This is a genomic window from Candidatus Microthrix subdominans, assembly GCA_016719385.1.
GTDB classification, from domain to species: Bacteria; Actinomycetota; Acidimicrobiia; order Acidimicrobiales; family Microtrichaceae; genus Microthrix; species Microthrix subdominans.
The window spans coordinates 43,876-66,057 of record JADJZA010000007.1 but is presented as its reverse complement, the minus strand read 5'-3'; the positions used below and the strand labels follow the sequence as shown (position 1 = coordinate 66,057).

The window sequence follows — 22,182 nt, the reverse complement described above, 5'->3', positions numbered from 1 at the left end:
CGTACTTCGAGGTGGCCGGTGCCCCGAGGCGGCCGACGATCCCAGGCGTCAGCGGCGCTCACCGTGTTCCACCACCGCCCGATCGAGCGCTGCGAGGAGCGCTTGGGCGGTGGTCGACCAGCGGTAGGACCGCCCGAGCGTCGCGCCGGCGACGCCGAAAGCCGCCGCCCGTTCCGGGTCGCCGAGCACCTCGCCGATGGCGGCCGCCCAGTGCCGGGGGTCTCGGCCCCGCACCCGCAGCCCGGACTCGCCATGCAGGACCAGGCCGCGGAGCCCACCGACATCGGCGGCCACGACCGGACGCCCGCACGACGCCGCCTCGAGGGCGACCAAACCGAAACTCTCGGTGCGGCTGGGCACGACGACGACGTCGGCCGCCCGGTAGTAGGTCGAGAGGATGTGGTGGGGCTGGGGATCGGTGATCGTCACCCGGTCGCCCAGCCCAGCAGCGGCGATGAGGTTGTTGACCCGCGCCTGCTCTGCTGCGCCGTGGGGGCCCGAGGGCCCGCCGACCGCCAGCAGGCGCGCATCGCTGCGCTGCAGTTCGGCCATGGCACACACCGCCACATCGAGCCCCTTGAGCGGCTGGATACGACCGACGAACAGCACGTGCGGGGCGTCGCCCAGCCCGAGTGCTCGGCGCGCCCCTGCCCGGCTACCCGGAGAGAAGAAGGCGTGTTGCACCCCCGGTGGCACGCGCACGATGCGGCGGGGATCTGCGCCGTAGTGGGTCGAGAGGTCGGAGGCATCGCTGGCCGAGGCGGCACACAGCACGTCGGCCGACGCGACCGCCCGTTCCTCGGCGGCGGCCCGTCCGCCGGGCTCCGGATCGCCGTGGGCCAACTTCACCCGGGCGAGCGTGTGAAAGCTCACCGCCAGCGGCACCCTCAGAGCATGGGCCAGTGTCTGGCCGGCCACCGCCGACAACCAGTAGTTGGCGTGGATGGCATCGGTGCCCCCGGTGGCCGCCAGGTCTAGGGCCACGCCGGCGGTGAACTCCTCGATCGCCGAGCCCAGATCCTCCTTGGACAGATCGGGATCGCCGGCTGCGATCGGCACGACGACCAGGTTGGGCTCCACCGTCTGCGGCCCCGCGGGCACGCCGTGCGTCGCCCGGGTGTAGACGCGAACGGCCACACCGGCCTGGGCCAACGAGGTGGCCAGCTCCCGCACATAGACGTTCATACCCCCCGCATCAGCCGACCCAGGCTGAGCGAGCGGCGAGGTGTGCATCGACAGCACGCACAGCCGCCGCACGAGGTCGCTCACCGTCTACCGCGCCCGGCCGAAACCCGACGACGTCGCTCGGCCATCACTAGCCGTCGGTCGAAGCTTCACCGGGCGCAAGGTCACCGTTCTCCCGACGGAACGAGTCGTAGATCCGGACCAGCGTCTTTTTCTGTTCCTCGGTCATGTGCGGGTCCCGACGGATCTCAGCGACCAGGTCGAAGACCCCGGTCGGCTCGTCAAGGATGCCCGCCCGCACGTACAGGGTCTCCGCCGAGATCTGCAGAGCCCGGGCGATCTGCTGGAGGATCTCCGCCGAGGGGCGACGCAGGCCGCGCTCGATCTGGCTGAGATACGGATTGGAGATCCCGGCCATCTCGGACAGCCGACGCAGCGAGAGTTCACCGAGGTTTCGTTGTTCCCGAATGAATTCGCCGACATCATCCCAACGGCGATCGATCTCGTCCTTCACGGCGCACACGCTAGGCGTTCGGTTGCGAGCACCCAAAGGAACGATCGCGAGCGCGGACCCCTAGAGCAGCGGGCGGTTACCCCCGAGCAGCAAGAACACCGCCAGGGTCAGCGGCGCGGCGAGGAGATAGCTGTCGAGACGGCGCAGCGCTGGGGCCCTGGCGTCGGGTCGAGGCAACATGAAGGATCCAATGATCTGACCGAACGGACAGGCCAACGCAGCCAGGCCGCCCACCAGCCAGGTGGTCTGCTCGGTCAGCGGCGGCGCTTCGAAACCGGCGGCGCCGAACACGACCGCGGCCGCACCCAGAAGACCGGCCAGCGGGCCCACCCACGCCCGGCGCGACCCTGTCCCGACCAGGAAGTTGCCGGCGTCATAGATCGACACGACACCAAACAGGATCATGAACACCCAGGCATCGACGCGGTGCAGGTACAGCAGCGCCGCCACCGCAATGCCCAGCGGCAGCGCCGCCCGAAGGGTGAGGCCGGCCACCTGCACCAGCATCGACCGGTCGATCGTCTGGGAGGCCACGACGAACGCCACGACAACCGCGACGAGGATCACGATGCCCACCACGCGGGCATCGAAGATGGCCGAGGTACCGACCGCAGCGGTGATCACCGCAGCGGTGACGCGGCTGTTGGTGTCCTCCTCGATCATCAGGTGGGCGGCCACCTGGAGGGAGGCGACGGTTGCAGCGGTGACGAACACGGCGCCCACACCGAGCGACCCGAGCGCAAAGCCGGCCCAGGCCAACAGAAACCACAGCACACCGAGGCGGACTTTCGGGCCACCGACGTCGTAGACGGGCTCGATGCGGCTGCCCCGATAGGACAGCTTGGAAGCGCGCCGCTCGAGCCGCTCCTCCAGCGGGGTGAGGGGCGGGCCCTCGGGTTCGACGACCTCATCGGCGGGTGGAACAGCAGCGGGGGCGTTCCAGGTGCCGTCGACGTAGCCACCGGCCCCGTACTCGCCCTCGTCCCACTCCTCCTCGGGGTACGCCGCGTCCCCGGAGGTGTCCTCCCCCGCGTAGTGACCCTCCGGGTACTCGTGCTCGCCATGGCCTCCCTCGGCGTAGCGACCATCCCCGGCGTAGCCGTCCTCGGCATAGCCGTCCTCGGCATAGGCACCGTCGGGCTCTCCACCCTCGTGGTAGTCCCCGACCGCATGGTCGCCATCGAGGTAGCCGACGTCGCTCCCGCCGTCGACGTACCCGAGATCATCCAACCCTGAACCAACCCCCGGGTCGCCACCGAAGTGAGCGAAATCGTCGAATCCTGAGCGACCATCGGAGAGGTCCGCCTCGGCAAGGCCGCTGCCGTCGTCGCGCGGCTCGTCCACGCCATCGGCGGGTGTGGCGCCGGCCCGAGGGTCCGCCTCGTCGCCGGGTGCGTCGACGAACCACTTGCCCGGGGCCTCGGCCAGCCGCTCGCCACGCCGACCGGCGGCTGGGGAGTCGTGTCCGTTGCGTTCCGCCTGGTGGTCGCTGACCGCTACCGGCGCTGCGTCCTCCCATGGGATGACAACCTCACGGCGTCGCCGGGAATGACCGGGCAGATCGGCGTCGTCGTCCGTTCCCAAATCTCCGCTCACGCGTCGCCGCCCGAGATCGGGGGGAGCACCGCAACCTCGTCGGCATCACTCACCGTGGCGTTTCGATCGGTCGGCTCGCCGTTGAGCCACAGCTTCGAGCTGGCGAGCACCTCATCGAAAGCCGGGCCCAGCTGTCGGGACGCGGCATCGAGCACATCGCCGACTGACGCGCCGGTCAGCTCCATCGAAGGAGTTCCAGCGGCCTCGCGTGCCTGAGCGAAGAGGCGCAGAACAGCCATGTGGCCAGGCTACCCGCCTGGGACCTCCCTCGGTTACGAGCGCCTCCGGCGATCGGAGGCGACCCGTGCGAGCTGCAGCCCGGCGTGGAGCGAACCGCCTGCCCCTCTCAGGTGGTGTCGAGCGCACCGGGGCCGCCCCCCTAAGGTCGAGCCATGCCGCTGGAAGTACTCCTCATCCGCCACGGACAGTCGGAATGGAACGCGTCGGGACGGTGGCAGGGCCAGCAGGATCCACCGCTCACCGACACGGGCCGAAACGATGCTCGACGTGCCGCTGCCGGGCTCGGCACCTTCGATGCCGTCATGTCCTCTCCGCTGCTGCGGGCGGCCGAGACGGCGGCTGCCATCGCCGAGGGAATCGGGGTGGGACCCGTGCTCACCGATGATCGGTGGATGGAACGCAGCGCCGGCTCCTGGGAAGGGCTCACCCGGTCCGAGATCGAAGCCGGCTGGCCCGGCTACCTCGCCGACGGGAAGCGTCCCGACAACTGGGAGGACGACGATCTGCTGATGGCGCGTGCGCAGGGGGCGCTCACCGACCTGTGGGCCGAAATGGCCGACGCCCAGGTGGCGATCGTCACCCACTCCGGCCTGATCATGGCGGTGGAACGACACCTCGGCCAGCACTCTGGCCGCATGCCCAACCTGGGCGGCCGGTGGCTGCGTGGCGCCGGTCCCGACCGTTGGCAGCTTGGCCCCCGAGTGCAGTTGATCGACGCAGCAACCAGCTCGGGCGTGTTGGAGTAGCAGTTGCACCCTGCGACTGAACCTGCAGAAGTCTCCCCGCCGACTTCTGCATGGCCACCATGCCAAAGTCGGCGGTGAGACTTCTGCATGGCGTCGATGCCGGAGATGTCAGCGGTCAGCGCCGGCATCACCTCGGGCGCTGTGCTGTTTCAGGGAGCCGACACCCGAGGCTCGGTCGGGACCTCGGTAGAGCGCTGAGGCCCGGCCGAGAACTCGGTGGAGCGCTGCGGCTCGGCGGGAAGCTGCGGCTCGGCGGGGAACCGCTCGGCCCCGACGACCGCCCGGATGCGCTCGGCTGCCTCGGCACCACCGCGGCCCTTGCTCTGGGCGTGCAGCTCTTCCAGCGTCGCCAACGCACGGTCCACATCGGCGATGTCTTGTTCCAGCCGCTCAAGCCGTTGGGTTGCCAGGCGTTCGCTCACCCCGCTCAGCGTAGGCACTCCGGGCGCCGTTGGTCGCACGGGTAGCGTCTTGGCCCGTGACCAACTGGGCAGACGTGTTGACCGGGACGCTTGCCGGCGCCGTGGCGCAGCTCGACCCCGAACGTCCACCCGAGGGTCTTGGACGGCTGGTGTTGATGTTCGTGTTGGCGCTGGCGGTCACCGCCCCTTTTGCGGTGCGGACCGTGCGCAAGGTCCGCGCTGGCACCTGGGGTCGACGGGGCGGCGCTGTCGATGATGCGACCACCGATGATGCCCCCGAGGACGTGCCGGAGGAGACCGACGAGGCTCGTCTCGAGGACCTGATCGACGCCATCCGGGCCTTGGAGGGCGACCGCGCCGGGCGTGCCTTCGTGCTCGTGCACCGCCACCTCACGTCGCAGGGACGCGAGCTTTCCCCGCCGTTGGCCGACACCCTGGTGCGAGATGCCCTCGGCCGGTCGGGGTGGGTGGTGGCCGGCGAGGTACCCGACGAGCTGGGCAGGGTGCTGGAATGTGAGCCTCGCCCACCCCATGATTGACCCGGCTCAGCGTTGCCCAAGTCGGTCACATCCCGCGACCGCAACGGCCCCCGGGGCCGAGGTCGGTCCGGGGCGGCCTTCGATGGTGAACGTGCGGCCCGGTACGATGTCCGGCGGGCCGCTAGCTCATCGGGTTAGAGCAGGGGACTTTTAATCCCAAGGTGCCGAGTTCGAGTCTCGGGCGGCCCACCACCAGCCAGGTGCTCACCTGCGCCCGAAGGCCACCATCGGCATCTCGTCCATCATGGCCAGACGCCCGGCGTCGGAGCCGTCGTAGGAACGCTCCATCCATGCCAAGAGTCGCTTGGCGGTTCGTGGATGTCGATGCTCGTAGCGGGCGAAGCGATCGGCCGCCTCGGTGACATCGAGTAACCGCTGCCTCGGCTCCCAAGAGCGGTTGCCCACCTGCACTCGGAGTGCCGGACGAGCGACCAGGTTGCGATACCAGTCGGAGCTCCGGCCGAGGCCGGCACACACGATGTACTCGTCGGTGACCGTGTCATGTTCAACCACCTCGACCGGGGGCCCGCCCCCCCCCCCCCCCCCCCCCCCCCCCGGGGGGCCCCCCCCCCCCCCCCCCCCCCCCCCGCCCCGGGGGGGGGGGGGGGGGGGGGCCGCCCCGGGGGGGCCCCCCCCCAACAACCCGGGGGGGGGCCGGTTTGAAATTCCGGCGGCCAACCTCGCTGCACCTCGGCCTTTCGCACGTGACGAGCTCCCTCGAGAATCGAAGCCGACCTGACCAGGCTGCAACCCCGAGCGGGAACGGTGGTGTCAGGCTCGAAAATGGGTGGCGGATCACGCCCAGGTGAGCGAGGCTCGGGCCATGGAGCGGCTGCCCGAGCGCACCCAGACCCAACGGCTGGTGCTGCGACGGCTGACGCCCGAGGACGAACCGGTCTTGGGGGCGAGCGTGACCGCCAGTCTGGAGCACCTCCTCCCCTGGTTTCCCTGGGCGGATCACGAGCCGGTCAGCCCGGAACAGCGACGGCAGCGGATCGCGACCTGGGAGCAGGAGTGGCGTGCCGGTGGCGACCTGTACTGCGGCGTTTTTCTCGACGGTGCGCACATTGGCAACATCGGGCTGCACCGGCGCCGCATCGCCGACTCCATCGAGATCGGCTACTGGCTGCACGTCGACCACACCGGCCACGGCTACATCACCGAGGCCAGCGAGGCGCTGACCACCCTGGCCTTCGAACAACCTGGCATCGAACGGGTGGCCATCCACCACGATCGGGCCAACGTCGCCAGCGGCGCAGTGCCTCGACGGCTGGGGTTCACCTTGGAGCGGGAGGTCACCAAGGAGCTCCAGGCACCCGGCGAGGACGGCGTGGAGTTCCAGTGGAAGATGGTCCGAGCGGCGTGGGCCACGCGGCTGGTCCGGGCTCCCCGCTGACGGCGCTCGGCCGACAGTCGGCCGGCATCGGACGATCTCAACGGTCTCTCCGGAACAACCCTCGATCACCAGCTGCGTCGGCAATATCGTCGGGGCCCATGGCAGCATCCCGCCCAACCGACCCGGTTCGTCACCGGACGGTGCGACGGCTCGCCGCCGTCGCCCTGGCAGCCGGGTTGTGGCTAGCTTCGATCAGGTGCGCAACGAGTTGTACGACGCCTTCGACGTGTAAGCGGCGACCATCGTCCCGACACTCACCCGGGACGACGACTTCGAGGCCCTCGAGGGGATGATCGAGGTCGTGCGGCTCTGACTCAGCCCTTGACGGTGATCGGGTCGCTGATCGCCTCCTCGGCGATCACGTCGGAATCGAGGGAGACGGTCTTCCACTGCTTCTCGGAGAACATCTCGGTCTGCTCGGTGAACAGTGGGGAGTTCTGATCCCCGGTCTGTCCGTAGGTGAGGATCGTGCGGATCTCGGGGCCGTTCGGGCCGTACTCGACCGTCATGATGAAGCTCGACCCGTTGGTGACCGGGTATCCCTCCTCGGTCAGCCCGGTGTCGTTGGTGAGGGGGTCGAGAAGATCTCGCACCGGCTCGCTGGTCCCACCCAGACCGCCGCGACCGACCACGTTGGTGACGCCCTCGTCGCCCAGCCCGCCCGGGATCGCAGAGCCGTCATCGACCCGTCCATCCGTTTGCAGCTCGCCGAGCGACACGTTGACCTTCAGGTCTTGAGACTCGAGCAGCTGCTGGGCCGTGGCCAGGTTGATCAGCACCGGGTCGCCGTCGGCCCCGGACTCGACCAGACCGTTGGGCGTCTCCAGCGGCTTGGCCGGGTCGAACCCGTTGGCCCAGATCGACTCGTCGCCAAAGCCGTTGAGAAACTCCCGCCACAGCGGAGCGCCCTCCGAGTCGGGATCGAAGTGCCCGTCCCACTCGTCGAGCACCCGGCAGGCGTCGGTGAGGTCGATCTCTCCGGCGGGGGCGATCTCCTCGCCGGGCTGGCCGTCGCCGCCTTCCGGGCCCAGGATCGCCTCCACCTTCACCGGGTCCGATGCGGCCTCGCAGCGAGCGACGACGTCGGTGCGCAGTTGGGCTGCCGTGTAGGCGTTGTCGTCCAGAGCGGCGACCTGCAACTCCTCCAGGCCGAACTTGTTGTCATCGCCGGCGAGGCGTTCGGTGTCGGCGCCGTCCAGCACTGACAGGTTCTGCAGGGTGCGTACCGACCGTTCGGTGTCCTGGGTGCCGTGTAGCGGCGAGTAGTCGCCCTCGATCAGCTGATCACGGTTGGCCAGCCAAAAGCTGTCGTTGGCGTTGAACACGTAGTCATCGCGCTCCAGTTGAGGCATTTTTGAGTAGGGGACCAACCCGGGGTCCCGAGCGCCGTCGACCTCTTCCCAACGGTTGTAACCCTTGGACCCGTCGAGCAGTACGGCGCCAGAGTCGGCCGCCGCCCGGGTGATGGGGTCGTTCTCCAATGCATCCTCGTAGGCGTCGATCGCCTCGTCGGACAGGTTCGGCGTGGCGGAGGTGTCGGCGTACCAGGCTCGGCCGTCCTTGCTGACTGCGACCGTGTTGAACAGGGGGACGCCCTGAATGTCTGCGTGGGCGTCGACGAACTCATCAAAGCTCTGGGCCGTGTCGATCGCCCGGTACTGCTCGACGAACTCGTCGTTGTCGATGTTGGCATCCCGGTAGGTGATGGCGGTCTCGTCGGTCCAGCCGACACCCGGGAAGTCGATGACCGGCCCGAACTCGGTACTCCACATCGTGCGACTCTGTTCGGTGGTCTCCCCCGAAGCGTCCGCCACCTCGATCGTGACGTCCTTCGACGTCATCTGGACGGTCTCACCATCGACGACGTAGGCGGTCGGATCGTCGGGGGCCAGGGTCAGCTTGTAGGCGGTGAAGCGGTTGCCGTCCGACACGGTGTGGGTCCATGCGAACTCGTCGGTGGCGCCAATGCCCACGCCGGGTAGGCCAAGCAGCTGAGCCCCGTAGATGTCGGAAGGGTCATCGCCGGTCACCGTGAGGTGGCTCTCCCAGAAGCGCAGCTCGCCCTGCCAGGGGAAGTGCGGGTTGGCGAGCAACATGCCGCCACCCTCCTCGGAGTTCTTCGATCCGATCGCCCAGCCGTTGGAGCCCTGCTCCTCGGTGGGCCCGGTCATCGTCGTGTTCGCCTCTCCCTCGGTCGCGACTGCGCCGGCCGCTGCCGTCGTGGTCGTGTCCTCGGCCGCCGACGTGCTGGCGCCGGCCGCTGCCGTCGTGGTCGTGACGTCGTCCGCACCCTCGGCATTGGGCGGCTGGGCGGTGGCGATGAAGTCGGCCAGACGCGCGCCGGAGGCGTTGAGGGCCACGGAGCGAGCGTAGGCGTAGAGATCCTTGGGCTCGAGAGGAACCACCCACGGCTCGCCGGCGCACCAGCCGGTCACCCCGTCCGCGCCCACCTCGTCGAGGTGGGCGTTCCAACCGGCCACGAAGGACCCCATCAGGTCTTTCACGTCCTCGGGCGCCTTCTCGAAGTCAGCATCGGCAATGTCGGCGATGCCGATGGCCCGCCATGCGAAGTCGGAGTTGATGTTGGCGTCGTCCTCGCCGGGGCCCATGAACTCGGCTTTGCGTCCCCGCACCTTCAGCACCTGGTCGGCCAGGCTGCATGCGTGGTCCTGGCCCGAGGCGTACCCCTGGCCGAAAGTGACGTCGTCGAGCGTCTTCCCCGTGATGTGGGGAACCCCACCCTCCGTGCGGGTGATCGTGGCCGAGTAGGCGTCGCCGGACCCGATGACCTTGCCCTCGGCATCCTTGGCCTTCTCGTCCTCGCCATCGTCGGTGCATCCGGCCAGCACGAGCATCCCTGCGAGGCCGGCGACGGCCAGCGTGCGGGCGCGGACGAGCGACCTCAGCCCCGTTCGGCGACCGGGTCGGCGGGAGGTGCGGGCAGCTGGGGCGCGGTCGGCGGGCAACTCGGTCAGAGGACCTTTACTCCTGAAGCGTTCATTCATGGCAGACCTGACATTAGTCAGACGATCCGGAGGTCGGCGGCGATCCGGCCGCACCGGGGAGCGGCACCCGCTGACAGGGGTCGAACACCTGTACGTCGATCGGTTACCCTGGAGCCATGGTGGATACGCCCCCACCCTCACGCTCAGCCGTCCAGCGCCCAGCCCTCCCTCCCGCCGCCGAGGTGACGTTGAGCGCGGCCGACCCCCCGCGTCGCTCGATGGTTGCCTGCTGGCTGCCCGGGACCGAACGCGCCCAGGAGGACCTCTTCACCCTGCCCAGCGAAGCTCCGGCGCTCCCGGGCGAGCCCACGCTGTTCACCCTGGTGCTCCCCGCCCGGGGCGGCGACAAACCATCGGCCACCGACACGATCGTTCACCTGGTGCCGCTGATCGATCTGGTACCCCAGCTGCTGGCAACCTCCGCCGGCGCCAGCAGCTCCCAGCGCGCCCTGAGCGAGACCGTACGGGCCGGCTTGGCCTTGATCGCCGCCGGACGCGTGCTCCCCTGCGTCACTCCGGTGGGATGGGATGCCTGGACCGTGGCTCCACTCGGGCCGGAGGACCAGGCCACCATGAGCGCCCTGGCAACCTGTCTTCCGCCCGAGCTCCTCGCCACCCCGCTACCGGGCACCCGCAGCGGCCAACGCGTGGCGAGCCCCGAGGCCACGGTGGCTGCGGTCTGGGATGCCTTGGCCGACTCGCTGCCACGAGGTGCATCGTCGGAGGCGCTCACCGCCAGCCACGTCTACGCCGCCGACTCCCCCACCCGCGTGCCCCACCTGCGCACCTGGGCGGCCAAGTCGATCTCGACCCGATGCCGGGGTGCCGCTCTCGAGCTGTGCTTGGCGCCGCCGACCAAGGACTCGCCCGGCGGGCCCTGGCATCTTCACCTGCGCCTGCGCAGCCGGGCCCACCCCAGCGTTGCGGTGCCGGCCGGTCAGTTACTCGGGAGCGACGAACGCCACCGCCTGGGGCCGACCCCCTGGGAGGATCTGCGCAGCGAGCTGGCGCGCGCCGGACGTCATTGGGTGGTCCCCCCCGAGCTGGCTGCAGTCGACCACCCGACCGACACCGAGCTGACCGACGATCAGCTCGATGCGCTGATCGACGCCACCGATGATCTCAAGCGCGCCGGCATCAAGTTGTTTTGGCCCGAGGACGCGTCGTTGGGCACCGTCGACGTGCGGGTGGAGCTACGCCCGCCCACCTCCGGGGCCTTCGGCCTGGAGGAGCTGTGCGATACCCGCTGGCGGGCCCACGTCGGGGGTCGGCAGCTGAGCGCCGACGAGCTCGATCAGCTGTTGTCGGCACGCCGACCGTTGATCCGCACGCCGGACGGATGGGTGCGCGTTCCCGACCAGCTGGCGAGGAAGGTCCAAGGCCGGGGTCCGGAGACCACCGTCGGAGCGGCGATGGCCCAGCTGATGGCCGGTCTTTCGGCCGTCGGCAACGCCGACCAACCTGAAGCTGCCGCACTGGACGCCGGGCTGGGCACCCTCGCCCTCGACGATGCCCATGCGGCCGATCCTCAGGTGGTGGCATCGCCGGAGCTGGTCGCTCGCGCCCGCCGGCTAGTTGCGCTGGCCGAGGAGCAACCGGCCGTCCCGCTCGACATTCCCGGCCTCGAAGCGGAGCTGCGCCACTATCAAACGCGAGGCGTGGCGTGGATGGCGGGGTTGGCGGAACTGGGCATGGGCGGTGTGCTCGCCGACGACATGGGTCTGGGCAAAACCCTCCAGACCATCGCCGTCCACGCCTTGCTCCACGGCCCGAACGCGCCCGAGGTACCCCCGCTCGCCCGCCCCCCGGGCCACGCCGGAACCACCGACCCAGCTGCCGACCCAGCTGTCGGCAGCGTCGGCCATGTCGCCGGCGGCGATCCCGCCGCCGACGAAGCTGCCGTCGACGCCTCCGCCACGCCACCCACCGGTTCGGGCCGATCGCAGCCGCTTGGCCCCACGCTGGTGGTGGCACCCACCTCCCTGCTCGGCACCTGGGAACGGGAGTTCCAACGCTTCGCCCCCGACACGCCGGTGCGCCGCTATCACGGCACCCGACGCGACCTGGAAGCCCTGCGCGATGACGAGGTGGTGATCACCACCTACGGCGTGCTGCGACGCGACCACGGCGAGCTGGGACAACGCGCCTGGGGGATGATCGTCGCCGACGAGGCCCAAGCGGTGAAAAACCCGGTCTCCCGCGCAGCCCGTTCGCTTCGGCGTGTGCCCGGACGGTTTCGTCTGGCCCTCACCGGCACCCCGGTCGAGAACCAGCTCGGCGATCTGTGGTCACTGATCGACTGGGTCACCCCCGGGCTGCTCGGCACCTACGCCGACTTCCGCAACCGATTCGCCGACCCGATCGAACGGCACGGCAGCCAGGCCAGCAACGCCGAGCTGCGCCAGCGCATCGCTCCACTGGTGCTGCGCCGCACCAAGGCCGACCCGCTGATCGCACCGGAGCTGCCCAACAAGATCGAGCGCGACGTCGTCGTCGGCCTCACCACCGAACAGGGGGCCCTGTACGACGCCGCCGTGGGCGAAGCGCTCGACCGCATCGCCCACGCCGAGGGGATCGTCCGACGGGGCCTGGTGCTGGCGTTGTTGACGTCGCTCAAGCAGATCTGCAACCACCCGGCCCATTATCTGGACGACGGCAGCGCCCTCGACGGCCGCTCAGCCAAGCTCGAAGCGTTCGACGACCTGATCGACTCGGCCAGCGAGGCCCGCAGCGACGACCGCTCCGAGCCCACCCTGGTCTTCACCCAGTACGTGGTGATGGCCAAGCTGCTCGCCTCGCATCTCAGCGAGCGGGGCATCAGCCACGCCATCCTCCACGGTTCGTTGAGCCCCACCGAGCGACAGCGGCTCACCGATGAATTTCAGGCCGGTCACATCGACGTGTTGGTCTGCTCGCTTCGGGCGGCCGGCACCGGGTTGACCCTCACCCGGGCCACCCAGGTGATCCACTACGACCGCTGGTGGAACCCCGCCGTCGAGGATCAGGCGACCGATCGGGCCCACCGGATCGGCCAGACGGCCACGGTGTCGGTGCACCGACTCATCTCCGAGGGAACCCTCGAGGAACGGGTCGCCGAGGTGCTCGGCCAGAAGCGACAGCTGGCGGGAGCGGTGATGGGCACCGGGGTCGACGGATGGATCGGAGGGCTCAACGACGGCGAGCTCGGCGAGTTGCTGCGCCGCCAGCGCCCGGGGGGCGCAGCATCCTCGGAGGACGCGGCATGATCCATCGGCGGACCAAGGCGTCAGCAACGCTGCAGGAGTGGCGATGACGAGAACCGGTTCGAGGAACCCACGATGACCACACCACCGGAGAACGCACCGGGCTCGGCCGCCGGCTCACCGAACCACCTCGGCTGGCACGGCCAATGGCTGCAAGCCGCCGCCGAATGCCTGGGCGTGGCCCCCCGGTCGGTCAGCCTGGCGCGCAATCGAGGCGCTGGCGCCCAGGGGTCGCTCGACGGCGACGACAGCGCCGCCTCGGCCCTGTTCGGCGACGAGCCCACCGGCGAGCCGGCCACTGCCGACCCGCCGCTCCCGTTGTCGATGGAACCCGGCCAGGTGGTTGCCGAGGATCGCTCATCGGGCAGACGCACGGTCCTCACCGTGCGCAGATGGGGCCCGGCCCGCTGGGCTCGTGCCCGCGCCTCGTTGTCCGGCGACGCCGAGTTGGAGCGGTCGCTCATGTCGGGGCGCGCTCACATCCGTCTTCGCCAGGCGCTCATCGAGATGCAGGCTGACCCAATGCCTTCACAGCACGACCTGTCGGCCGAGTGCAGCTGCGGGCGCGAATCCTGTAAGCACCTCGCCGCCTTGCTCGTCGCCCTTGCCGACGAGATCGCCTCCGACCCGCTGCTCCTTTTGATGCTCCGCGGCGTCGATCGGGTGGAGCTGGGGGGCGGGGCCCAGCTGGACGAAACCCCGGCCGGATGGCCCCGGGCGCGCGATCCCGGGATCGCCGCAGCCACCGCCTGGAGCCGGCACCGTCAGGCCCCGGCGCTCGCATCCCACCGGCCACCGAGCGAGCGTGTCCGGGTGGATGCACCGCCGGCCGACAGCGGTCTGAGCCGGGCCGGGCTCGGAGCGCTGGCCGACCTGGCCGCCCACCGTGCCGCCGCCCTCCTCGACGATGCCCCTCCGGAGGCGGACGGAGGCCTGGGCGTACTGGCCGAGCGGCTGGTTGAGCGGGGGCTGGCGCCAACTACCGTCGCCAAGCGCAGCGGCCTGAGCAACGAAGAGCTCGAGGTCCGACGCCGAGCGCGGGTGCTGGCCGGGGAGGCAGGGGTGGCGGTGCTGCTCGACCGGTTCGAGGCCGACCCTGATGATCTGGCCGACGGGGCCACCGCTCTGGGCGGCCGCGTCCGCCAACGCGCCAACTTGATCACTTCGGGCCCAACCGGCCGCCAGCTTCGCATCGATCGGCGAGGCCGCTGGTGGCTACTGCGCTCCGACCCGGAGCTCGGCTGGGTGCTCGTCGAAGGGCCGAGCGACGATCCGGCTTCGCTGTGTGAAGACATCTGAGGCACCTCCCTCATTACAGGCGCGCTGGGCCTGGGTAGGTAGCCTCGTTACCGGTGCGCCGGGCCTGGGTAGGTAGCCTCCGCACGATGAGCCCCAGCGAGCCTCTCACCCCCGACCGCATCGTGTGGGCCGCCGTCGAGCTGGTCGACGACGAAGGCCTCGACGCCTTGTCGATGCGCAAGCTGGCGCGGCGGCTCGGGGTAGAGGCGATGTCGTTGTATCACCACGTGAAGTCCAAGGCGGCGCTGCTCGACCTGATGGTCGAACGGGTCTACGGCGAAATGGTGCTCGACCTGGCAGCCGAGCGGTGGCAAGACCAAGTGGTCGGCGCCATGGATGCCCTGCGATCGGCGCTGTTGTCCCACCCCAACCTGCTACCGGTCATCGCCACCCGTCCGGTGATGAGCAGCAACACGATGGCGCTGGTCGAGCTCGGGCTCGCCACGCTGGTCGACGCAGGCTTCACCCTCGACCGCTCCCGTCAGGTGATCAACGTGTTCGTGGCCTTCGCCATCGGCCACGCACTCACCGAAGTGGGGGCATCGCCGCTGATGTTCGATGGCTACGATCCCAACGCGGTGGCCGAGTTTCGCACCTCGATCAGCGACGAGGATCTGCCGCTGGTCGCCTCGTCAATCGGGACGACGCCCGAGGACCGTGCCGCTGAATTTGGCCTGGGCGTGCAGTGCATGCTGGAGGGCGTTTCCGCCGAACTCGAGCGCAGCCGAACCCGAAAGGAAACCTGATCGCACACTCACTCATCCTCCTCGCGGGCGGGCTGGGCAGTCGCTTTGGCGGGCCCAAGCAGCTGGAGCCGGTCGGCCCGAACGACGAGCCGATCTTCGCCATCACCGCTGCTCAGGCCCAACGCGCCGGGATCGAGCGCCTGATCCTGGTCTCCCGCGCAGAGGTCGAACAGCGGTTACTCGAGGCCGCCGACCAGTACGTCAGCGGGCTCGAGGTGGTGTCGGTCCGCCAGGATCTCGCCGGCCCGACTCGCGAGCGCCCCTGGGGTACCGCTCACGCGGTCGGAGCGTGTGCCGATGTGCTCGACGGACCGTACGGGGTGGCGAACGGCGACGACCTGTACGGCGACCCGTCGTTGCAGCTGTTGGCGACCAGCCTTGCCGAACAGCCCAACGACGGGGTGCTGGTCAGCTTCGAACTCGCCGGGACGCTCAGCGACCACGGCGGCGTCTCCCGGGGGATCTGCGAGGTCACCGATGCCCGACTGAAGTCGGTGGTCGAGACCCACGGGTTGTTCGCCCACCCCAGCGGGATCGGCGTCAGCGACGACGACGGCGCGACGTATCCCGACGATACCCCTGCTTCGATGAACCTGTGGGGGCTGCCCGCCTGGACCGCCGGCCTCATGGCCGAGCGATTCGAGCAGTTCCTCGCCGGACACCCGGACCCCGACGACGAGTTTCTGCTGCCGACCGAGATCGCCCGCATGATGGCCGACGACGGCCTCAGCATTCGGGTGGTCCGATCGTCGGGCCGATGGATCGGGCTGACCCATCGTGACGACCTGCCGGAGGTCCGGGCCGCGTTGGCCTGAGGGAGAACGCAGTGTGGCGGAAGCGGCTCAGCCGCCGATGCCGCACGAGCTCACGCCGTCCAACACCCCGTTCTGGAAGGCCTCGATGCGGTCGAAGGCCAGGCTGGACCCGGACTCGTCAACGTGATCGGGCGCAGTGAAGCTGATCAACGATGCCAGGGCCTCGTCCAGGTCGCCGCCCGAGATCGAGAGGTCGCGGCCTTCGGTCGGGTTGGTCAATTCGTCGATCAGCGAGCCGGAATAGGCGCCAACGAGGCACGCCCGCTGCTTGATGCTGTCCTCCGAGCCAATGTCGTCGTCGCTCATTCCCGTCTGGGATTGCAGCGCCACGCCGTACTGCATGCCGAGCAGTAACCCGGTGGCGAAGTCGCCGGACTCATCGTTGATGCCGGCGAGCCACGGTTCGTCCCAGCGGATCGAGTTGTCGCTGGCGCAGTAGAAGATCTTGCCGGTCGCATCCGCTCCGCTGAGCGTGGTGTCGCCACAGCTGACGTCCCCGGCCGACGGGTCGAATCCCACGGCGGTGCTGAGTGCCTCAAAGGAGGGAAACTCACGCGTCATCCACAGATCGAAGTCGGGGACGAGCAGCTCGATGAGTTGGCCGTAGTCCAGGTTTCCGCCGCTCCGGTACTCTCCCTCGGTCCGAAACGGCAGCTGCGTTAGCTCGGGCGGGTTGGTCACATAGTCGGCGCAGGCCTTGACGCCGGAGGTGAAGCCGTCCCGAAAAGCGCGCACCCGATCGAAGCCGGAGCCGTGGGCGGCCGGGTCGTCCGGGCGGGTGCCCGGCTCGTCCCGAAACGCAAGCATGCCTCCGAGGGCGGCGTCGAGGCTGCCCTCGGACAGGCTGAGGTTGTCGCTCTTGCCGTCGTCGACCCACTTGGTCCACGCGCCGGCGAAGCAGTCGGACTGCTGCTCGAGGTACACGGTGGGCACGCTGCCATCGGCCATGCCCAGCTGGTCCTGCACCGCGTGACCCCATTCGTGGGCCAGCACCATCGCCACCGCATAGCTGCCGTACTTTTCGTACAGCTGTGGAAACAGGTTCTCGTCGTCGAAGGCGATGAACTGCTCTTCGCTGCAATAGAACGCATTACCCGCCAAGGCCTCGTAGGAGGGCTGCTCTCCAGTCCCGCACGCCGGCGGCGGGGTGGAGCTGTTGTAGGCGAAGATCTTCGAGCTGGGGATCTTCTGGAACTCCTGGCCAAAGGCCTTCGGCATCTGGTTGGACCAAAAGTCCTGAATGTCGGCGATCGACAGGTCGACCGTCTCCAGGTAGGGCCGGGCATTCTCGCCTTCGGCTGGCCGGGTGGGCTGCTCGGGCCGATCGGTGCGGTCGATGACGATCGCGCCAGGTTTGACGTCCGCGCTCTCAGCGACGAGGCCGGTGGAGCAGGCGGCGCCAACCATCGCTGTCAGGACGATCAGCATGATCAGTCGGTTTTTCATAGCTCTCCCTGGGTCGTCAACGAAAGGTACCCGCGGCCCGGACGGTCATGGCACCGGATCGATCCAGCCTGGAGCGGTTCTCAGTAACGCGCTGGGGGCTGCTCAGCCAAGGTCGTCGCTCGGCTTCAGGTCGGCGCTGATCGCCAGGTGATCACTGCCGTAGACCGGCACGGTGCCCGAGGACACCACCTCCAGCCCGCGCACCCCCATCCAGTCGATCCGCCGGCGAGGCGACGGAAACGGGAAGGTCGGCCCGGTCGGGACGGCGCTGAGGCCCGCCTGCTCGAAGGCCGGCTCGACGTCGGATGCGAGCAGGTTGAGGTCGCCGGTGAGCACGGCCGGCGACGGACGCGACTTCATTGCGTCGTTCACGACGCCGAGCTGGGCGAGCGCGTCGGCGTGGCCCCGACCATCTGAGCCAGCATTCTGCAGATGGGTGCCGACGACGGTCACCGAAGCACCGGCGACCGGGATCGAGGTGAGCACCGCCGATCGGGTTTCGACGCCTCGGCGGGCCGGCAGCGCCAGCACCTCGGTCCGGCACGGAGGGGTGCGGCTGAGCAACGCGTTTCCATACAAACCCGGCGACAGGCGGCGCGCCGGAGCAAAGAGCACGTGGTAGCCCAGACGCTGCCCCACCAGCTGGGCCTGATCACGAAACCAGGACCGCCACACCCGCAGGTCCACCTCGCACAGCACGACCACATCGGCATCGAGCTGAGCGATGCCGGAGGTCAGGCTGACGTGGTTGGCCAACCACTTCGAGCCTGGGGCGCCGTGGTGGATGTTCCAACACGCCACCCGAAATACCGACCGCCCAGTCACGATCGAAGGTTACAGCCGGGCCTGGACAGCCGAGTCGACCCAGGCGTCCATGCGGGTCCACAGGTCGAAGAGCCACCGGCGACGTTCGTCGCGGTCCTCGGGGATCCCCGCTCGCGGGATCCGCCACAGCTCAACGGTGACCGGGTGCCGAAAGGGCAGAGCCGCCAAGATCGTCCGCAGCCCGCTCAGGCCATCCAACCCGTGGTGCACGAACACGACGACATCGGCGTCCGGTGCAGCGTCCAGCAGGGCGAATGCCCCGCCCCAGCGCGGCGGCATCGTATGCCTCAACGAGGCAGCCTGCTCGGCCAACTCGGGGTGACGCTCGCCGAGACGTTCGACCGCCCGGGCCCGCTTGTCGGCGGTGCCTCGGGTTCCCTCGGGAAAGATCACGACCGAGTCGTCGGGGCCCAGATCGGTCGCCAGCGCCGAGAGCGCCGCCAACTCGCGCTCGGTGTCGGTGCCGGAGCGATCGGCGAAATAGTTGGGCAGGCGGTGTCCGACCACGTCCAGCAGCGGCACGATCTCCAGCTCACGCTTGAGTACATAGCGCAGCGAGAGACCGGAATCGGCCAGAGCCAGAGCCGGAAACAAGGTATCGACCAAGCTGACGTGCCGGCCGAAGACGATCACCGGGCCGGGGCGCAGCGCCTCGATTCCCTCGATCGAGAAGCGAAGCCCGAGCACGGCTTCGAGCAGGCGGAGGAGGCGCCCCACCCACCAACGCTGCAGCGAGTAGTGCAGCCGCTGGGCCCATCGGGTGGACATCGCCAACCCGAATCCGGTGAGCACCCACAGCCCGGCGACGACCACCAGCATCGCCGACTCGAGCAGCCCGTAGGCGAGGCCGAACACCCAACCCCGGGCGAGGGGCAGGCGGGGTCGCGCCCGAAGCAGATCGACCACGACGAGAACGGGCAACGCCAGCGGGGCCAGCACGATCAAGGCCAACGTGATGAACCAGGTGGCTGGAACAGTGACCAAGCGGCGGTTGAGAGCGCTGGTCATCCGGGCAGGCTGAGGAGCGTCATCGAAGCACGGAACATCGGGAGGCTCGACTTCGATCGCTCAGCAACCCGACCCCCAACTCGTTGAACCCCAACCATAAAAATCGAGCGTACCTGGCGTTGCCGACGACCAAGGCGACCATACGCTGTCGCCCATGTTGCAATGCCCCCGCCATGACCTCGCCGAGGAACCCCGAGCGGTTTCCCGGTTGCCGGCGCCATGGCGCCGGGGCGTCCGGCGGTCGATCGCCGCCGCGGCGTTGGTCGTCGGAGCATACGGCTGCGCCTCCCCCGCAGCAGGTTCGACCCAGCCGGCGACCACGCCTTCGGCCGCCTCGCCCGAACCGGAGGCCCTTCCCGGTGAGACCACTGCGACCACCACCGTCGACACGGTCGCCCGGATCGGGACCTATGCGGTCGGCTCCGACAACTTCGATGTCGTCGACACCAGCCGCACGACCGACGCGTGGGGAGGGCAAAACGAGTTGCCCGAACGGACACTGCCCACGCTGGTCCTCTACCCGGCGGCCGACGGTGCCGGCGACACAAGCTCCAAGACAGCGAACGACGCTGTGGAGGTCGTCCATCAGGCCGAGCCGCAGCCCGGCCCCTGGCCGTTGATCGTCTTCTCTCACGGCAGAGGCGGCACCGGCCCCGCCTACGTCAACACTCTCAAGCTGTGGGCGTCGGCGGGCTACGTCGTCGTCGTGCCCACCTTCCCGCTGACCAGCGCCCTGTCCCCCGGCCAGCCCAAGACCGAGGATCTGGTCAACCAACCTGCCGACGTGTCGTTTCTGGTCGACTGGGCCCTTGCCTTCGACGCTGACAACCCACTGGCGGGCATGATCGACCCCGAACGGATCGGCCTCGCCGGGCACTCCCTCGGCGGCTTCACCTCGCTGGCCGCCGCTTACAACCCGAAGCTTCGCGACGATCGGATCGGCGCTGTGGCCGAGTGGGCCGGGTCGTACTTGGACGTCTTGGCCGACGGCGGTCCGCCGATCGAGGACGGGCCGCCGCTGTTGATCGTCCACGGTGACGCCGACGAAACGGTGAGCTACGGCGCTGCTCTGGCCACCGCTGCGGCGATCGGCCCGCCGTGGGGGCTGATCACCCTGGTCGGTGGCGAACACATTCCCCCCTACATTCAAGGACTGGACGACCCGTACTCCGCCGTGGTCACGAAGGGCACCCTCAACTTCTTCGACGCCACGCTGAAGGACGACCCGGCAGGCGAGCGTCGCCTGGACGACCTCGTCGACAAGGCCGGGCCGCAGGTCGCCACCTTCGTCGAAGCCAAGGACTGAGCCATGCCCATCCCCCGACGGCGCCTCCTCATCGATGACGAACCGCTGATCTCCGCGCTGTCCAAGCTGCGCCGCGATCTCGACGTTCCCGGTGAGTTCCCCGCCGAGGTGTCCGAGATGGCCGGACGGGCTCACGACCGGTTCGCAGGGGGACGCGTCGACGCCACCCACCTGCCGCTGGTTGCCATCGACCCGCCCGGAGCCCGCGACCTGGACCAGGCATTTGCGTTGGAGCGCGCCTCGGATGGCTGGGTGTTGCATTACGCCATCGCCGACGTGGCCGCGTTCATCGTGCCCGGCGACGCAGTGGACCTGGCTTCCCGAGCACGTGGCAGCACCCTGTACCTGCCCGACGGCTCGGCCCCCCTCCACCCCCGAACCCTGTCCGAGGGGGCCGCCAGCCTGCTGCCTGGCGAAGCCCGCCCGGCCATGTGGTGGCGGCTGACCTTCGACGCGGAAGCCGAGTTGAGCGAAACCGAGGTGACGCGAGCCACCGTCCGGGTGCGCGTAGCCACGAGCTATTCGGTGATCACAGCCATCCTCGACGACGCCGACGCCGACCACGCTGGCGACAGCGACAGCGACACCCTCGACGGCGGAGGCAGCGATGGCGACAACGTCACCACGGGCGCTGACGCCGACTCGTACACCGCATCGGCTCCGGAGGCTCCAGCCGCCCCGGGACACGCCATCGATTTGCAGGCCCCAAATGGCGACGCGCTCGAGGTCGCCGCCAGCCGAGGGATCGACCTGTTGGAGGTGGCCACGGTGCTCCGCGACTTCGGCAGCCAACGGCTGGCACTCCAAGCCCAGCGCGGCGGCGTCAGCCTCCAGCTGCCCGAACAGGACGTCGAGGTGTCCGGCTCGGGCGAGGTGCAACTGGTGGCCAGGCCGTCGCTGCCCGCCGAAGAGTGGAACGCCCAGATGTCGTTGGCCACCGGCATCGCCGCAGCCCAACTGATGCTGCGGGCCGAGACCGGGCTGCTGCGCACGCTTCCCGACGCCGAACCCGAGATCCTCGAGGAACTCGAGCGGGCATCCACTGCGTTGGGTCAGCCCTGGCCCAACGCAGATCAATCTCCCACCCACGTCTACGCCGAATGGGTTCGCTCGCTCGACCCGTCCACCCCCATCGGCGCTGCGCTCATGCTGACCGCCGCCAAGGGGCTTCGTGGCTCCGGGTACAGCGCGTTTCACGGCGAGTTGCCGGAGCTGACCACGCACGCTGCGGTGGCCGCCCCCTACGCCCACGTCACTGCGCCGTTGCGGCGCCTCGGTGACCGATACGCCGCCGAGCTGGCCTTGGCGGCCTACGAAACCCGTCCGGCCCCGGCCTGGGTGCTCGACGTGCTCGACGACCTGCCTCAGATCCTCAACGACGGCAACCGACGCTCCTCCGCCGTCGATCGGGCCGTGGTCGACCTCCTGGAGGCGGCGGTGTTGGCACCCCAGGTCGGCGACGAGTTCGCCGCCGTTGTTCTGTCGCACGGGCGGGACGGCGTTCGGGTCCAGGTGACCGAGCCGCCGGTGATCGCCGACGCTTCGGGCGCAGCCGACGACGGACAGGCGGTGACGGTGCGGCTCGTCGAGGCCGACCCGATGGAACGCCAAACCCGCTTCGCCATCGACCACTAGGCCCCGACCGGGTCAAACCAGACGGCCCAGGCTCTGCTTTGGGATGATTACGGGTCACCCCCTGACCCGTAATCATCCCAAAGCACCCGAACGGCACGAATCGAGCGTGCGGACACCTCGGCTCGGTTGCCTCACAGGATGGGATGTGGTTCGAGCTTGAACGCCTCGGAGGGCCGGTACGATCGAGGCCCATGAACACGGTCGACCGCTCGCCCCA

At 69.4% G+C, this 22,182-nt stretch carries 19 protein-coding genes and 1 tRNA gene; 10 read left to right on the top strand and 10 right to left on the bottom strand.

Annotation, left to right across the window (positions count from 1 at the left end; all coding sequences use genetic code 11):
* Positions 1-48: 48 nt before the first annotated feature.
* Genes IPN02_10500 through IPN02_10485 form a run of 4 tightly spaced genes read right to left on the bottom strand, consistent with a single transcriptional unit; the run spans position 49 to position 3,534 of the window.
* Complete coding sequence (locus tag IPN02_10500; protein ID MBK9297237.1) at positions 49-1,269, bottom strand: glycosyltransferase; 1,221 nt, start codon at positions 1,267-1,269, stop codon at positions 49-51.
* Positions 1,270-1,315: 46 nt separating this feature from the next.
* Positions 1,316-1,708, bottom strand: coding sequence for a helix-turn-helix domain-containing protein (locus tag IPN02_10495; GenBank protein MBK9297236.1), 393 nt, complete (start codon positions 1,706-1,708; stop codon positions 1,316-1,318).
* Between the two features lie 51 nt (positions 1,709-1,759).
* Complete coding sequence (locus IPN02_10490; protein MBK9297235.1) at positions 1,760-3,295, bottom strand: hypothetical protein; 1,536 nt, start codon at positions 3,293-3,295, stop codon at positions 1,760-1,762.
* Positions 3,292-3,534 carry a MoaD/ThiS family protein gene (locus tag IPN02_10485; protein MBK9297234.1) on the bottom strand — a complete coding sequence of 81 codons (243 nt, stop codon included), beginning with the start codon at positions 3,532-3,534 and terminating at the stop codon, positions 3,292-3,294. The genes IPN02_10490 and IPN02_10485 overlap by 4 nt, the downstream gene beginning before the upstream one ends.
* 153 nt (positions 3,535-3,687) lie before the next feature.
* Here IPN02_10485 and IPN02_10480 point away from each other — a divergent pair, with 153 nt between their 5' ends.
* Positions 3,688-4,281, top strand: a complete 594-nt coding sequence (locus tag IPN02_10480; protein ID MBK9297233.1) for a histidine phosphatase family protein — start codon at positions 3,688-3,690, stop codon at positions 4,279-4,281.
* Between the two features lie 149 nt (positions 4,282-4,430).
* On the opposite strand, the gene IPN02_10475 is transcribed toward IPN02_10480, so the two are convergent.
* Complete coding sequence (locus IPN02_10475) at positions 4,431-4,703, bottom strand: hypothetical protein (GenBank protein ID MBK9297232.1); 273 nt, start codon at positions 4,701-4,703, stop codon at positions 4,431-4,433.
* Positions 4,704-4,759: 56 nt separating this feature from the next.
* Here IPN02_10475 and IPN02_10470 point away from each other — a divergent pair, with 56 nt between their 5' ends.
* Positions 4,760-5,242, top strand: a complete 483-nt coding sequence (locus tag IPN02_10470; protein MBK9297231.1) for a hypothetical protein — start codon at positions 4,760-4,762, stop codon at positions 5,240-5,242.
* Positions 5,243-5,357: 115 nt separating this feature from the next.
* A tRNA-Lys gene (locus IPN02_10465) sits at positions 5,358-5,434 on the top strand.
* Positions 5,435-5,446: 12 nt separating this feature from the next.
* Here IPN02_10465 and IPN02_10460 read toward each other — a convergent pair.
* Positions 5,447-5,755, bottom strand: a complete 309-nt coding sequence (locus IPN02_10460; protein ID MBK9297230.1) for a nitroreductase family deazaflavin-dependent oxidoreductase — start codon at positions 5,753-5,755, stop codon at positions 5,447-5,449.
* A gap of 274 nt (positions 5,756-6,029) precedes the next feature.
* On the opposite strand from IPN02_10460, the gene IPN02_10455 reads away from it, so the two are divergent.
* Positions 6,030-6,638: a GNAT family N-acetyltransferase gene (locus tag IPN02_10455; GenBank protein ID MBK9297229.1), complete on the top strand. Its 609-nt coding sequence runs from the start codon at positions 6,030-6,032 to the stop codon at positions 6,636-6,638.
* Between the two features lie 314 nt (positions 6,639-6,952).
* Here IPN02_10455 and IPN02_10450 read toward each other — a convergent pair whose 3' ends face one another.
* On the bottom strand, positions 6,953-9,643 hold the full coding sequence (locus tag IPN02_10450) for a penicillin acylase family protein (GenBank protein MBK9297228.1): 2,691 nt from the start codon (positions 9,641-9,643) through the stop codon (positions 6,953-6,955).
* A 116-nt stretch (positions 9,644-9,759) separates the two neighbouring features.
* Here IPN02_10450 and IPN02_10445 point away from each other — a divergent pair, with 116 nt between their 5' ends.
* The 4 genes from IPN02_10445 to IPN02_10430 all read left to right on the top strand — a co-directional run bounded on the left by IPN02_10445 (position 9,760) and on the right by IPN02_10430 (position 15,745).
* Complete coding sequence (locus IPN02_10445) at positions 9,760-12,888, top strand: DEAD/DEAH box helicase (protein ID MBK9297227.1); 3,129 nt, start codon at positions 9,760-9,762, stop codon at positions 12,886-12,888.
* 72 nt (positions 12,889-12,960) lie between these two features.
* Positions 12,961-14,184, top strand: a complete 1,224-nt coding sequence (locus IPN02_10440) for a hypothetical protein (GenBank protein ID MBK9297226.1) — start codon at positions 12,961-12,963, stop codon at positions 14,182-14,184.
* 86 nt (positions 14,185-14,270) lie between these two features.
* Positions 14,271-14,930, top strand: coding sequence for a TetR/AcrR family transcriptional regulator C-terminal domain-containing protein (locus IPN02_10435; GenBank protein MBK9297225.1), 660 nt, complete (start codon positions 14,271-14,273; stop codon positions 14,928-14,930).
* Entirely contained in the window at positions 14,870-15,745 is an 876-nt protein-coding gene (locus IPN02_10430) for an NTP transferase domain-containing protein (GenBank protein ID MBK9297224.1), read from the top strand. The genes IPN02_10435 and IPN02_10430 overlap by 61 nt, the downstream gene beginning before the upstream one ends.
* Before the next feature lie 27 nt (positions 15,746-15,772).
* Here IPN02_10430 and IPN02_10425 read toward each other — a convergent pair whose 3' ends face one another.
* The 3 genes from IPN02_10425 to IPN02_10415 form a co-directional block, all read right to left on the bottom strand.
* A complete protein-coding gene (locus IPN02_10425; GenBank protein MBK9297223.1) occupies positions 15,773-17,191 on the bottom strand; it encodes a neutral zinc metallopeptidase in 1,419 nt (472 codons plus the stop codon).
* Between the two features lie 102 nt (positions 17,192-17,293).
* The gene (locus IPN02_10420; protein MBK9297222.1) at positions 17,294-18,016 is read right to left on the bottom strand and encodes an endonuclease/exonuclease/phosphatase family protein; all 723 of its coding nucleotides are present in this window, start codon (positions 18,014-18,016) and stop codon (positions 17,294-17,296) included.
* Positions 18,017-18,025: 9 nt separating this feature from the next.
* The gene (locus IPN02_10415) at positions 18,026-19,024 is read right to left on the bottom strand and encodes a 1-acyl-sn-glycerol-3-phosphate acyltransferase (protein ID MBK9297221.1); all 999 of its coding nucleotides are present in this window, start codon (positions 19,022-19,024) and stop codon (positions 18,026-18,028) included.
* Positions 19,025-19,178: 154 nt separating this feature from the next.
* On the opposite strand from IPN02_10415, the gene IPN02_10410 reads away from it, so the two are divergent.
* Both IPN02_10410 and IPN02_10405 read left to right on the top strand, forming a co-directional pair.
* Positions 19,179-20,330, top strand: a complete 1,152-nt coding sequence (locus IPN02_10410; protein MBK9297220.1) for a hypothetical protein — start codon at positions 19,179-19,181, stop codon at positions 20,328-20,330.
* Positions 20,331-20,333: 3 nt separating this feature from the next.
* The gene (locus IPN02_10405) at positions 20,334-21,965 is read left to right on the top strand and encodes an RNB domain-containing ribonuclease (GenBank protein ID MBK9297219.1); all 1,632 of its coding nucleotides are present in this window, start codon (positions 20,334-20,336) and stop codon (positions 21,963-21,965) included.
* The last annotated feature ends 217 nt before the right edge of the window (positions 21,966-22,182 follow it).

What these genes read in the sequence shown, in the direction of transcription:
- IPN02_10440 (MBK9297226.1), top strand. Translation starts at nt 12,961, where the DNA reads ATGACCACACCACCGGAGAACGCACCGGGCTCGGCCGCCGGCTCACCG.
- IPN02_10410 (MBK9297220.1), top strand. Translation starts at nt 19,179, where the DNA reads ATGTTGCAATGCCCCCGCCATGACCTCGCCGAGGAACCCCGAGCGGTT.
- IPN02_10445 (MBK9297227.1), top strand. Translation starts at nt 9,760, where the DNA reads ATGGTGGATACGCCCCCACCCTCACGCTCAGCCGTCCAGCGCCCAGCC.
- IPN02_10435 (MBK9297225.1), top strand. Translation starts at nt 14,271, where the DNA reads ATGAGCCCCAGCGAGCCTCTCACCCCCGACCGCATCGTGTGGGCCGCC.
- IPN02_10415 (MBK9297221.1), bottom strand. Translation starts at nt 19,024, where the DNA reads ATGACCAGCGCTCTCAACCGCCGCTTGGTCACTGTTCCAGCCACCTGG.
- IPN02_10405 (MBK9297219.1), top strand. Translation starts at nt 20,334, where the DNA reads ATGCCCATCCCCCGACGGCGCCTCCTCATCGATGACGAACCGCTGATC.
- IPN02_10485 (MBK9297234.1), bottom strand. Translation starts at nt 3,534, where the DNA reads ATGGCTGTTCTGCGCCTCTTCGCTCAGGCACGCGAGGCCGCTGGAACT.
- IPN02_10450 (MBK9297228.1), bottom strand. Translation starts at nt 9,643, where the DNA reads ATGAATGAACGCTTCAGGAGTAAAGGTCCTCTGACCGAGTTGCCCGCC.
- IPN02_10425 (MBK9297223.1), bottom strand. Translation starts at nt 17,191, where the DNA reads ATGAAAAACCGACTGATCATGCTGATCGTCCTGACAGCGATGGTTGGC.
- IPN02_10480 (MBK9297233.1), top strand. Translation starts at nt 3,688, where the DNA reads ATGCCGCTGGAAGTACTCCTCATCCGCCACGGACAGTCGGAATGGAAC.